This is a genomic window from Flagellimonas flava, assembly GCF_900129665.1.
Classification (GTDB): Bacteria; Bacteroidota; Bacteroidia; order Flavobacteriales; family Flavobacteriaceae; genus Flagellimonas; species Flagellimonas flava.
Genome location: NZ_FQWL01000001.1, coordinates 421,390 through 433,979, shown reverse-complemented (window position 1 = coordinate 433,979; position 12,590 = coordinate 421,390). Strand labels below are relative to the sequence as shown.

Sequence of the window (12,590 nt, the reverse complement as noted above, 5' to 3'; positions counted from 1 at the left end):
GCGTTTTTAATAACGCATGTGAAGAATATCGAAGTAGTCCAATTCCAATTCAATGGCGGCCCTTCGAATTTTGCGCAAAGATTGCACATAATCGGAGTAGGCAATCTCCCCATTGTACCAAAGCTTCTTTAAACGATGGTATCCCTTGCAAAAAGATCGTCTTTTTTTGCAGTAAACCAAAAAATCGATATACTGAGATGGTTGTTGGACCAGCATAAATACGTTTTAAGCAACCCTAGGGGGAAATTGGGTTATATGAAAATAACGCTTGTTTTAAAAGATCATTACTTTTTAGAGTTGATATCCCTATCTTTTTTCCATGAATCATTGAGGTTAAAATCATCAAGTTTGATAACGCTAAAAACCATTCCAAAACAATTGTAAACATGGAAAGTCGTCCGTTCGAGGTTGTAGTCCAAGGTAGCCATAGCATTCCAATTCCCATGGAAATTGCCATTCCCTTTTTGGACAAAGGACAGAGAAGAGTTAAGGTGAAAGCCACCTTTGAAGGGAAATCCCTAGAATTTTTCGCAGCGCTTCAAAAAAGGAAGGAACAAGTTTTTATCATGTTCAGTAAGAATCACCAAAAAACACTTGGCATTTTTCCCAATGATTACTTTCGACTTCAGTTTTTTGAAGACAACTCAAAATATGGGGTGGACATGCCTGAGGAGTTTGAAGCCGTACTTTCCAGTGATTATGAGGCCTCTCAGGTCTTTGAAAGTCTTACCGCTGGAAAAAAACGTGGGATTATCTACATGATCATTCGCTATAAAAACCCGCAAACCCGGATTGATAAATCCCTTATCCTCTGTGAAAACCTAAAAAGGGGCGTTCGGGACAACAAAGAACTACTGAAACCACTTTAGGTTGAAATCAGATTAAATATTCAGTACCTTAGACCAAAACCTAAAAACCCTTAAGATGAAAAAAATACAAGCAATTGCAATGGGGCTTTTGTTGATAGCTGCGACTAGTTGCAAGCAAGCCAAGAAAGAAGCGGAAACAAAGGCTGAAGAGGTGGTAGAGGAGGTTAAGGAAGAAGTAGTCGAGGTAAAATCCATTACTTTTTCAATGGAAGCCAAGAGTGATAGTGAAGTTAGTGGAAAGGTCACCTTTACCGAAGAAAACGGAAATGTGATCATGAAAGCTATGCTTAGTGGACTTTCCGAAGGTGAGCATGCCATCCATATCCATGAAAAAGCAGACTGCTCGTCCGCAGATGGCAAGTCTACAGGTGGGCATTGGAACCCTACCTTCCAACCACATGCCAAATGGGGTGCTGAAGGAGGATACCATAAAGGAGACATAGGCAATTTTGTAGCCGATGCGGATGGGAGCGCTACGGTTGATTTTGCCACCAATGAATGGTGTATAGGATGCGATGACGAAACCAAAAACATTGTTGGTAAGGCGGTAATCGTACATCAGGGAGTGGATGACTTTACTTCCCAACCCAGTGGTGCTGCAGGAGCTCGTATTGCCTGTACCGGAATCATCCAATAAAATAGAAAGATAGGGCCAATTTGGCCCTATTCTTATATTCTGTTAAAATACGTAACCAGTTACGTAAATTGAATTATATTTGTCCTTTTAGCTACAACCTTCCCAATGGAACAAGACTTTTTACAACAATTACGATATTTGGGTTTTACCGCTCGAATAAAACGTTTGAATGAACGTATTGTCTCCAGTACGGTATCCCACTACTCCAACTTAAATATTGATATTGAGCCCAATTGGCATGTTATTTTTCTGCTTTTAAAGGAGAGAGGAAAGCTTACCGTAACCGATATTGCGAACACCTTGGGTTTCTCACATCCTGCCATGATAAAGATTACCCGAAAAATGAAACAACGTGGCTATCTAAACATGTCGAAGGATTCAAAAGATGGACGTAAAACCCTGATTCAACTATCACAAAAAGGGTATAGAAAGCTACCGACTTATGAGCAAGAATGGAACCGTATTCAAGAAGTTTTAGAGGAATTTGTGGGGAACGATTTTTTAAATCAGCTGAACGAGCTGGAGGGTAAGTTGCTCGACCAGGGTTTCAGCGAGCGTTATCTTAAAAAGTTTGGGAACTCCAATTCCGAATCTGTTTTTAGCATTCGTAACGCATATCCCTCCGAATTCAATGCTATTGGAAAATTAATGGTGCAGGTGTATGGTGGGTTGGAAGGTTTCCCAAAAGCTGACGAGCAGCCCGACTACTACCAAAAACTAGCTGATATAGGCAGTTTCACGCAAAACCCGGATGCGGAGCTTTTGGTCGCTACCTCTAATTCCGGTTCGCTTTTAGGTGGGGTCCTTTATTTTGGAGACATGAAATTTTATGGTTCTGGAGGGACGGCCCCTTCTGAAAAAAATGCTTCCGGATTTCGTCTTTTGGCCGTGGATCCTTCCACAAGAGGTCTTGGCATTGGTAAAGCCCTCAGTATTGCCTGCATCAACAAGGCCAAAAAGAAAGGCCATCCTCAAGTCATCATACATTCAACGGCTTACATGAAACCCGCTATCCGGATGTACAAGGGATTGGGTTTTGTTCGTTCCAAGGATTTGGATTTTTCGCAAAACGGGCTTGAAGTATATGGTTATCGATTAAATCTAAAGTAACTTGGTAAGGTGAAATCAACAGGTTTAAATAAAACCGGAGAACTCACCTCCCATTTTTTTAGGAATGAGTACGGAAAACTTGTCGCCGTAATTACCCGTTATTTGGGCAGTGAGCATGTAGAAACCGCAGAAGACATTGTCCAGGATGCTCTTTTACAGGCTACTAAGCACTGGGATCTTCATGGTATTCCCGACCAGCCTAAGGCTTGGCTCTACACTACCGCCAGGAATTTGGCGTTGAATGCGTTAAAACGCAGAAAACATCAGAGGGCTTACACCTTCCATCAAACAAATGGCACTTTCGAAGTGGAGCAATTACCTTTCTCGGAAGAACTTATTGAAGACAGTCAGCTAAAAATGATGTTTTGGTGTTGTCATGATTCCATTCCTGAACATTCCAGAATTGCCTTAATCTTAAAAATTCTTTCTGGTTTCAGTATATCAGAGATTGCCAATGCTTTTTTCTCCAATAAGGAAACTATCAACAAACGTTTGGTTAGAGGGCGAAAACAACTGCGTAATGTTGAACTTGATTCGCCCAACGAACAAGACTTAAATCATCGATTGCAGACTGTTCTCAAAACAATTTATCTGCTGTTCAATGAAGGCTATCTCCCAGCCATTAAAAACCAAACCATCCGTTTTGATCTTTGTCTGGAGGCCATTCGTTTGGCCCAATTGCTTTCGGACAGCCAACTTATACCAAAAAAAGCAGACATTCACGCCCTTTTGGCCCTGATGTACTTTAATGTTGCACGGTTTAAGTCTAGAGTATCGAAAACTGGCGAGTTAATGGATTTAAGAGAGCAAGATCGGTCCAAGTGGGACAAAGAACTCATCCAGTATGGAATTCAATTTTTGGACAGAGTGGTCCACGGTAATACGCTATCTTCTTATGCACTTATGGCCACTATTTCGGCCAACCATTGTGTTGCGGCAAGTTATGATAAAACAGATTGGGAGAGAATCTTATCCCTTTATGACGAACTGTTACTTCTTGAGCAATCTCCTATTGTGCAGCTGAACAGATGTGTTGTCCTGGCTGAAGTTAAGGGAATACCATCAGCTATTACCAAACTGAAGGATCTAGGTACACAGACAGATATTCATCGCTATTATCTCTATCACTTTACTTTGGCGGAATTTTACAAACGTGATCAACAGTGGCTGGCATCCAAACTGGCCTATGAGGAAGCACTAAAACTATCTGAAAATCCCAGGGATCGAGAAATTTTGAAAAAAAAGAAGCAAGCTCTTGTCCCTAATTCGTCTTCCCAATTGTCTTAGGGGCAAATTTTAACTTAAAAGCAAAGACATGAAAGAATTTCTATTACTGATCAGAAGTGAGGAATCCCCTAAAGCCAATCTCTCTCCAGAACAAATGCAGCAGCACATTGAAAAAGTTGGCGGGTATCTGAAACGACTTAGCGAAGAAGGTAGAATGAAATCGGCACAGCCTCTGGAGATGACAGGCACCATGCTATCCTACAAAAACGGAAAAATTGTTGATGGGCCTTATAACGAAACCAAGGAAATCATATCCGGATATTACCATTTATTGGCCAACGACCTTGATGAGGCCATTAGCATTGCAAAACAGGATCCAAGGTTTGAGGAAGGTATTTGGCGGATGGAGATCAGACCTATAAAGCATGTTGAGGGCATCAACTAAAAATGAAAGCGGCTTGCCATGGCAAGCCGCTTCCCTCATCAAATAAACCTAAAAACCAATTATGGTTTTCACAACTTTACGCCAACCCCAAATCCAATGATCCAAGGGTTAATGTCCACATCGGCACCTACGGTGGCACCCAGAGCGGTGGTAGCATTAACGGTGGCGTCCGTATTTAAAAAGAGCTTTTTCACATCCAGGTTCAAAAACCATTTATCGTTCAACATAAAATCGAATCCACCCTGCAAGGCATAGCCAATTGAGGTGTCATAGTCCACGTCATCGGCAACAGGCCCTTCATCAACTCCGTAAAATAAGGTGAGATTTAAACCGGCTCCGAGATAAGGAACGAAGTCACCTCCAGTAAAATGATACTGTCCGGTCAAGGTTGGGGGCAACAACCATACATGACCCAAATCCAAATCGCCAGCTGCCGTGCCTACGGCTTCAACATCATGCTTTGTGGTCGCCAAAATTAGCTCAGCAGACCAATTTTCATTAAAGAAATAGGTGATATCAAATTCTGGAACAACTGTAGTGGATATGGAGGCATCTCCTCCAATCGCTTCAATATCCGCGCTCTCATCAGGCGTTACCACTATACCTCTTAGTCGAAATTGCCATTTTGAAAAATCATCTGTAGGCGCGTCCTGGGCCATCGCCCAATTGCTAATCGCCAGGATGGCCATACATGCAACTAATACCTTTTTTCCCATTTTTCTGTGTTTAAAATTTCTCCAAAACTAATGTGGGAATTCATGTAAGAACATGATCATTATCATTGTATGTCAGTCCTTGCACACCATCCGTAAAATCTTATTCTATCGGGTTACAAATTCCTAACATATTTTTTCGTTTAAATCGTGGCGAATAACACCATAAGTGGTATAATTTGCTTTATTTTATGATGTAAATCAGTTAACCCAATGAACCCTTCTGCCGCAGGATGGATCAATAAGTTTGGGCATCTTGCCAAAAAAGAAGCCACTTACTTCCCAGACTTTACTAGCCTATACCAAGAACTCAAACAAAATGGGTTTGTATATGGCATACACTTGGATATACCAGATTTTATACCAGTAGAACATAAGCTAACAGAGGATGAGATTGCTAAGATAAATCTACTAACGGCCCTCTATTTCACTTTCAAATTTGAAAAGGGAGAGGTTGATTTTGAGCTGTTCGTAAATACTGTATTTCAATATTACCGTTCCTTGGAGGTAGCCAAAATATCATTCTTGAATAAAATCCTTGGAGGCACCCAAACGGAAAATCAGTTGGAAAAACTATTGGATTCCCGCATTTATTTAGGAGGGAATGCTTTTAACCGTGCGTTTGGAAACAGTATCACCAACTCCCTTTTGTACGTCGATGTGCTTATTTTTAGAATTTACCTGAATGGTCATCCTTCCCTTATGGAACATGCGCAATTATTGGAATATGTAACCATGAACATTGCATACCAGGCATTGAATTCTAAAGACGCACACGAGAAAGATGTCAAATTGATGCAATTGTTAGCTTCTTCTTTGACCTATGTTAATCTGAATGAAGCACATTTTGATGGCTCCTACCGAGATCTTTTGAAACATAATTTTACGGATTGTGAAAAGGATTATTTTTTGGATATGGCCTGCTTAACAATTTGGGAAGACCAACAGGTCAGCTATTCGGAATCTGACTATATTTTAGGTTTGGGAAACGACTTGGACAAGACTGAAAAAGAGGTCCAATCTGCCATTGAAAATGTGTTTGACTTTTTTCAAAAAAATAAAGAAAGGGTAAGCTATTTGAACGATAAAAATTTGGCCTCACAATTCTATGACGGCATGTCCAAAAATGTAAGCAAACTCATTTTACGAAACAGTAAAAGATTGAAAAAAGAGCTTACCGAAAGTAAAGAATTGGTCGGATTGCTTTCCAAATCTGCCGTTAAAGAATTGACTTCCGAGGAGAAGAAAAAAGTGCAAAACCAACTACTTGATATTTTTAAAAGTGTCCCTTCGCTCGCCATTTTTATGCTTCCGGGTGGAGCCGTCTTACTCCCAATTTTTATCAAATTAATTCCTAAATTGCTACCATCAGCCTTTGATGATAACCGAGTTGAAGAAAATTAAGGTTTTTCGGGCATATTAGCTGGTATAAGAAAAATTTATAGTTGTTTTTGAAATGATTTAAAGTTTTATAAATCAGATTTATAAGACGCATCATTCTAACCAAAGCTTAAAATCCTTTACACGCTCTCGACTCACAATAATTTCTTGCTCATTAAATCGATTTAGCTTGATTTGCAGCCTAGAATTAGTGTATGAAATGATGTCGTTTATGTGATTGATGTTCACATAGAACTTTCTGCTGACCCTAAAAAATTTCTTTGGCGAAAGTTCATCTTCAAGATGCTCCAAAGTAGTATCCAACAAATAACTCCTCCCCTCCACCGTGGCGGCATAGGTACCCTTGTTCTCGCTATAAAAACATTCCACCTCCTCAGCGTTAATAATTTTGAGATGCTGCCCAACCTTTACGGTGAACCTTTTTTTGTACTCACGTTCCAAAGGGTTGACCAAAAGCTTTTTTATGTCATCAAAATCAACAGAAATTTTCTGGTTTTCGGGTTTGAAATCCCGGTACTTTTTTACTGCCTTTTCCAGGTCTTCATCATCGATTGGTTTTAACAAATAATCGATGCTGTTCAATTTGAATGCCTGAAGGGCATATTCGTCATAAGCCGTGGTAAAAATAATAGCACTTTTCACCTCCACTATGTCAAATATTTCAAAGGACAATCCATCCGATAATTGAATATCCAAAAAAATAAGATCGGGATGTGGATTGGACTGGAACCACGAAATTGATTCTTCCACACTATGCAAAAGGGTGGAGACTCCGACATCTAAATCGGACAATAATCTACTCAACCTTCTTGCTGCCGGTTTTTCGTCTTCTATAATGATTACATTCATTTGGTCAATGTTGAGGTTTGGTTCTATGGGGCTTATAGATCATCCCCATTGATATATTCTTGAATCTTGCGCTGTTCCCATTTCGCTATTAGAGGTCGTCCATAGAGCTTTAGTCCTTGGATTATCAAAATGACCGCCCAGCTAATAGTTATAGTCCAAAATTGCCAGTGCAGGTAGTTTTCAAAGCCTATCTCATGAATTCCACTTTTCTCAATGATCAATGACATGGTGCTATCCTTGACCGCGTACATAATGATATTGACTACGAGAAATACAGCTAAATGTGTATAAAACCCGCTTATTTGCTTTACCCGTTTCTTAGCCCTAAAAAAGCTTGCCTCCCTACTTTCCATTATCTGTATTTATCTATTTCCTTCTTGTCCTCTTCCATATACTTCTCTATCTGCTTTGCCTCCCAGTTTTTACCAAAAAACGGGTTGTAGGCGAAGGTTTTTATGGCATGAAAGCCCAACCCAATTCCCCATGCGGCCAGGGTAACAAAATGTGGCCACTGCCAAAAATCATCGGTATGGTTGTAAATATTGATCAATATAAAGGTGTTAATGACCAAATACACCATAGAATGGATGTAAAACCCTTTGAGGTCCTCTACTTTCTTTTTGGCCCTCTTGTATTTATCTTCATCAAACTGTTCCATAATTATTTCCATTTTTTTGTTTCTCCTTCTTCGTCCGCCATCAATCGTTTTATTTTTTCTTCCTCCCATCGTTTTCCAAAGAACGGGTTGAGCCTAAAGGTTCCCAGAGCTTGGAAAACCAATCCGACACCCCATCCAAACGCGACCCATAAAAACCACATATATTCAAATCCGATGGAGAGGTAATTGATTAAAGCTAGTCCTGAAATGACCAGGATATAAGTCCAAAGATGGCTATAAAACTTCTTGAGCTCGTCCACCCTTTCCTTGGCTCTAATGTACTTACTTTCTTTATTGAGGTCCTGCATTTTAGTTGGTTTTGTGGGCAAATTAAAGATAAGGATTCATTAGGATTCACTGCCATCCATAAACTCCCTGATTTTACGCTCTTCCCAGTCCCGGCCCAAAATAAGGTTACGTCCTGTGGCGTCCATCCACTTGCAAAGCAATCCAATTCCCCAACCCACTGCCGGGAAAATTACCCAGGGAAAGCTTGTGGTGCTGTAATTAAAATAGGCAAGAAGTGGTATTACCACACAATAGGCAATTAGACTTGAGTAAAATGATTTCAAGGCATTTACCTTATCTTTTGCACGTTTGTATCTGTACTCATTAATATCTTCCATTTTTTGCTTGTTTTTAATTATAGACCAAACTTAGGTACTCCATAGGGCTATAAAAAAAGTGGTTGCGTCAATTGTTGTTTTACATGGATGAATTGTACTGTATGCAAAAATATCCAGTCATTGGAAGCAGAAGATAGGTCCGCCTTGCATTGAGATATTGGCCAGGTTAGATATGCAAAATGGAGCATGGGAACGAGGAATTATACCTATATAGGAACCGTAGCCTAAAAATCCTCATTATCCATAAGTTCTTGGATCTTCCTTTCTTCCCAGCGTTTTCCCAAGAAAGGATTATTTCCAAATGCATCCATACCGTGTGCCAAAAGCCCAAAACCCCAGCCGATCGTAGGAAAGAAAGCCCATAAAAAATCGGTAGTCCTATAATTCAACCACCATAAAAAGGGAATAACCAAACAATAACTAATCAAATGCGAATAGAAGTCCTTAATAGCCTTCACCCGTTCCTTAGCTTTCAGGTATCGTTTTTCAGCTATATGGCTCTCCTGCGTTTCAACGACTTTTATTTGTTGGGTAAGAATGGGGAGGGAGACGCTAAAAGTGGAAGGCCCACTATTAATTTTCACCGCCCTATTGGTTAGAATTGCATAACGTTGTTTAATATTCTGAAGCCCTACCCCACTGCTTTTCCGAACTACTTGTTTCTCTTGCAAATTATTACTTACCACCAACATCCCCGATTCTTCTTTTACCGTTAAATGCAAGGGTCGTGAAGAGGTTACCACATTATGCTTTACAGCATTCTCCAACAACAATTGTAGTGACAGTGGTACTATTTTGGCATCGGGCATGCTACTTTTTTCAGGAATTTCAAAAATGATACTCTCCTCAAAACGCATTTTAAGTAGCTTTACATAGGTTCGCGCAAAGTCGAGTTCCTCGTCCACAGTGACCAAATCCTTGTTCTTTTGCTCCAAAACATAACGATAGACCTTGGAGAGTGAAGTTGTGAATTTCTGCGCCTGAACCGGTTCTTCTTCAATCAAACTGGTCAATACATTAAGGCTGTTAAATAAAAAATGTGGGTCCAACTGGTTTTTTAGAGCATCAAATCGTGCCGAAGCTGTACCAGCAATGATTTTTTGTTCTTTAACTCTTTTTTCCTGCCAATTCCTATAAAAATAAAAGGCATGGAAAAACACAGAAATCACAATGGTGATAAGTAGGGCAACCACGTAGTAAATTGCCTTTTCATTGATTATGAACTCATCCCAACTCTCACCCTCAAAACCCAAATTGATAACGATTCGAATCCAGAATATGCCCAACATGGTCAGCACAACACCACCTAATGCACCAATGAGCAATCGATACTTGGCATAACGTTTCCATACTACCTTGTGGTTCAGGTAATCGAAATAAACTCCATTTAATGAGGCCAATACAATGGAGTAAAAGAGATAATAGCCGATTTCACGCAAAAGGCCGATATCCAATGATACCGACCCCCCGGAAAGTGCTCTAAGTCCAATAAATACCCCTGCAATAGCCAATCCAATAAGAATGGATGTCACTAATAACTTACCAATATATTTTAAGGTGTTTTTCATTCGCCGCATTGCTTAAGAACCACTTCCGCGCGGTCCTTGCCCCAAGAGGGGTAAAAGGGAGTATCCTCGCTAAAATTAGCAAAAAGTTCCAAGGATTTTTCAACGTCCTTGCAATATGGTGTAATATCCTTCCCAAAATATTTGGCACTACCCATATCCCATTCTGCTTTTGCCAGTACCACCCTCGGGTTTTCAGGTGCCATGGCCAAGGCCTTTTCATACAGCTGGAAATTTTTTCCCGATAGTGTCATGCCGTAGGTAGCCCCATCATAGGCAATCCAGGCGGTATTGATCAAGGCTTCCAACACCATAAGTTCTGGATTTTCCGGAGAAATCGCATTGGCCAGATCAAGAAACTCTTTCGCCTTTTCCAACTGCTGTGATAGCTTTTCAAAATCCTTTTCACCAAAGGAGGCCAAGGTATTTACGTGGGCTACGTAATAATGGGGTAGCCAATTATCTTGTTCTGCCATGGCAATTCGCTCAAAGAGATTGGAAGCTTCTGTGGTTTTTTGTTCGCCCCAAAGTTGGAATGCCTTCCCCATACCGTTGGTATATTGATCTTGGGCCTGGATTATTCCGGTTACAAACAGCAATGCTAATACAACTAGTTTTTTCATGATATTCAGAGTTTAATGATTTGTTTATTTGTGTTTTGATCTATAGTGAATTTGGCATCCGTCCATTTTGGTGGGCCATAATTGCCACGTGCTTGATTGCTACATCCGTAAACTTCTTTTGGATAAAACCCTAGATATTTATCCAGCTTTCCATTGTTATTTTCGTCATGGTATAGCGATATGGCATATTCGCCAAAAGGGACATTTTTAAAAACCAATTGGCCCTTTCCGTTTTCAATAGTGGTTTCACCTCCCATAAAAACCTCTTCCAACCAACTGTTGGGAGTGTTGTAGAGTCCTACGCGAATCATACCTTCATCATTTTCGATATTCTCTATGGAAACTGTCAAGGTGGCTAAGGATTGTGCCTTTGTCAGAGTCACAAAACTTACGGTTACCATAAGACTTAGGATCAATGTTTTCATTTTTTTTGTTTTTAGTTATGCCCCAAAATTCAGGATACAGGTAGAGCTACCACAAAAAGAATGACCGAATTGTACGAATTGGGGGATGGATTGTTGGGAATGGACAAAAAAAATACCCGATGACCAAAAAAGACCATCGGGTATTTAAACTCAAACCTAAAGTTTACTCCGTGGAGTAATCCTTATAAATTGCTTCCTCAAAGGCTTCCCAATGTGCATCGGTCATCCTTCCAGGAGTGAACAGACAAATACCTGTTGCTCCGTTTTGCATTGATGCTGCAATGGCGGTGCCCAGTTCCTCAGGAAGGAGTCCGTGGTTTTCTGGGTCTTTTTCACTTGTCTTGGTTTCAGGTGTTGGGCAGATGAACAATCCGCTGTAGACCGGTGCACTATTTTTGGCCGCGGCCACTTCTTCTTTGGTCATTTCCCCCACCCATTCCGGGCCTTCCAAGTAAAAATCATTGTAGTTCATAGGATATACAGCATCCAAATCCCATTTGTTCCATTCCTGACGCACCAGTTTTTTTGAGATGCTTGGTCCTGGAAATACGGCCGCGTTTATCTTTTTACCCTTGGAATGTACCACATCGGTCAAACGATTTACAATACTGGTTATAAGATCATATCTAAACTGAACCCATTCCTCAACATTTGGTGGGTCTTTTTCGGCTTTGATATCAATTCCTGTTTTTTCCTTAAAGTTGGATGTGCATTGATCGCAGTAGCAATAATCGAATTGCGGGAATTCCCTATCCATGACCAAACCATATTTATCCCACAGGCCCCTGGCCAAAATCACATCAGGGAACCGAATATAATCCAGATGGATGCCGTCCACTTCCTCCACTTCCGCAACACCTCCGTACAAATCGGCCAAGAAGTTATAGGTTCCTTCCTTGCTAGGACACAGGAAGGTATAGTGCGATACATAGGCAGGTTTATCAAGGGCAGATTCGCCATTTCTATTGACCGCGTACCAGTCCTCCTCTATTTTGGGACTTTTTCCCTGCACCATGGTCGGAATCCATGTATGGAATTCCATCCCAGCCTGTTTTACAAGCTTCCCAACCCTGGCATAGGTTTGAGGGTCATGGCCACCGTTATACATTAATCCATCTATTCCCTTGGCCTTAAAATCCTGAAATTGCTCCAGAAGTTCTTCATCCGAAGCCTCACCAGGGCCTCCCGTCCAAGCATAAACCGGTATTTTGGTTTTTTCCGTAGACGAATCGGTTTCGGCATTTTTGGATTTACATGCCACCACGGTAACACTCATGAATAGAAGTAATAGTAGTCTGTACATTTTTTGGTTTTTGCGTTATCTAGCCTGAAAGTACCCAAACTTTTTTGTTTGCCCACAGATTCTTAGCTAAACGACGTAGTTCTTGACCTAAACACCGATTTATAATCCCATGTTGGACAATTGCTCTGTTAAATTTTGA

At 40.6% G+C, this 12,590-nt stretch carries 17 protein-coding genes; 6 read left to right on the top strand and 11 right to left on the bottom strand.

Annotated elements, in window-relative coordinates; translation table 11 throughout:
- Positions 1–6 precede the first annotated feature (6 nt).
- Positions 7–216 carry a hypothetical protein gene (locus BUC10_RS01940; RefSeq protein WP_073176218.1) on the bottom strand — a complete coding sequence of 70 codons (210 nt, stop codon included), beginning with the start codon at positions 214–216 and terminating at the stop codon, positions 7–9.
- A 170-nt stretch (positions 217–386) separates the two neighbouring features.
- Between BUC10_RS01940 and BUC10_RS01935 the strand changes: the two genes are divergently transcribed.
- The 5 genes from BUC10_RS01935 (at position 387) to BUC10_RS01910 (ending at position 4,288) form a co-directional block, all read left to right on the top strand.
- The gene (locus tag BUC10_RS01935; RefSeq protein ID WP_073176217.1) at positions 387–869 is read left to right on the top strand and encodes a YdeI/OmpD-associated family protein; all 483 of its coding nucleotides are present in this window, start codon (positions 387–389) and stop codon (positions 867–869) included.
- A gap of 55 nt (positions 870–924) precedes the next feature.
- Entirely contained in the window at positions 925–1,506 is a 582-nt protein-coding gene (locus BUC10_RS01930) for a superoxide dismutase family protein (protein WP_073176216.1), read from the top strand.
- A gap of 105 nt (positions 1,507–1,611) precedes the next feature.
- A complete protein-coding gene (locus BUC10_RS17660; protein ID WP_084732508.1) occupies positions 1,612–2,616 on the top strand; it encodes a GNAT family N-acetyltransferase in 1,005 nt (334 codons plus the stop codon).
- A gap of 9 nt (positions 2,617–2,625) precedes the next feature.
- The gene (locus tag BUC10_RS01915; protein ID WP_073176215.1) at positions 2,626–3,903 is read left to right on the top strand and encodes an RNA polymerase sigma factor; all 1,278 of its coding nucleotides are present in this window, start codon (positions 2,626–2,628) and stop codon (positions 3,901–3,903) included.
- 28 nt (positions 3,904–3,931) lie between these two features.
- Positions 3,932–4,288 carry a YciI family protein gene (locus BUC10_RS01910; protein WP_073176214.1) on the top strand — a complete coding sequence of 119 codons (357 nt, stop codon included), beginning with the start codon at positions 3,932–3,934 and terminating at the stop codon, positions 4,286–4,288.
- Between the two features lie 68 nt (positions 4,289–4,356).
- Here the strand turns inward: BUC10_RS01910 and BUC10_RS01905 are convergent, their stop codons facing one another.
- The gene (locus BUC10_RS01905; protein ID WP_073176213.1) at positions 4,357–5,004 is read right to left on the bottom strand and encodes an OmpW/AlkL family protein; all 648 of its coding nucleotides are present in this window, start codon (positions 5,002–5,004) and stop codon (positions 4,357–4,359) included.
- A gap of 210 nt (positions 5,005–5,214) precedes the next feature.
- Between BUC10_RS01905 and BUC10_RS01900 the strand changes: the two genes are divergently transcribed.
- A complete protein-coding gene (locus BUC10_RS01900; protein WP_073176212.1) occupies positions 5,215–6,405 on the top strand; it encodes an LETM1-related biofilm-associated protein in 1,191 nt (396 codons plus the stop codon).
- A gap of 90 nt (positions 6,406–6,495) precedes the next feature.
- Here the strand turns inward: BUC10_RS01900 and BUC10_RS01895 are convergent, their stop codons facing one another.
- From BUC10_RS01895 to BUC10_RS01855, 9 genes are all read right to left on the bottom strand, one after another.
- On the bottom strand, positions 6,496–7,251 hold the full coding sequence (locus tag BUC10_RS01895) for a LytR/AlgR family response regulator transcription factor (RefSeq protein ID WP_073176211.1): 756 nt from the start codon (positions 7,249–7,251) through the stop codon (positions 6,496–6,498).
- A gap of 32 nt (positions 7,252–7,283) precedes the next feature.
- Positions 7,284–7,604: a 2TM domain-containing protein gene (locus BUC10_RS01890; RefSeq protein ID WP_073176210.1), complete on the bottom strand. Its 321-nt coding sequence runs from the start codon at positions 7,602–7,604 to the stop codon at positions 7,284–7,286.
- Positions 7,604–7,921 (bottom strand): 2TM domain-containing protein, encoded by a 318-nt coding sequence (locus tag BUC10_RS01885; RefSeq protein WP_245812750.1) that lies wholly within the window; start codon positions 7,919–7,921, stop codon positions 7,604–7,606. Before BUC10_RS01885 ends, BUC10_RS01890 begins: the two co-directional genes overlap by 1 nt.
- The gene (locus tag BUC10_RS01880) at positions 7,912–8,217 is read right to left on the bottom strand and encodes a 2TM domain-containing protein (RefSeq protein ID WP_073176209.1); all 306 of its coding nucleotides are present in this window, start codon (positions 8,215–8,217) and stop codon (positions 7,912–7,914) included. Before BUC10_RS01880 ends, BUC10_RS01885 begins: the two co-directional genes overlap by 10 nt.
- A gap of 39 nt (positions 8,218–8,256) precedes the next feature.
- Entirely contained in the window at positions 8,257–8,535 is a 279-nt protein-coding gene (locus tag BUC10_RS01875; protein ID WP_073176208.1) for a 2TM domain-containing protein, read from the bottom strand.
- A 224-nt stretch (positions 8,536–8,759) separates the two neighbouring features.
- Positions 8,760–10,103: a 2TM domain-containing protein gene (locus BUC10_RS01870; RefSeq protein WP_073176207.1), complete on the bottom strand. Its 1,344-nt coding sequence runs from the start codon at positions 10,101–10,103 to the stop codon at positions 8,760–8,762.
- Entirely contained in the window at positions 10,100–10,723 is a 624-nt protein-coding gene (locus BUC10_RS01865) for a hypothetical protein (protein WP_073176206.1), read from the bottom strand. The genes BUC10_RS01870 and BUC10_RS01865 overlap by 4 nt, the downstream gene beginning before the upstream one ends.
- A gap of 5 nt (positions 10,724–10,728) precedes the next feature.
- Positions 10,729–11,148, bottom strand: coding sequence for a DUF2141 domain-containing protein (locus BUC10_RS01860; RefSeq protein ID WP_084732507.1), 420 nt, complete (start codon positions 11,146–11,148; stop codon positions 10,729–10,731).
- Between the two features lie 163 nt (positions 11,149–11,311).
- Complete coding sequence (locus BUC10_RS01855; RefSeq protein WP_222843709.1) at positions 11,312–12,451, bottom strand: glycoside hydrolase family protein; 1,140 nt, start codon at positions 12,449–12,451, stop codon at positions 11,312–11,314.
- Positions 12,452–12,590 lie beyond the last annotated feature (139 nt).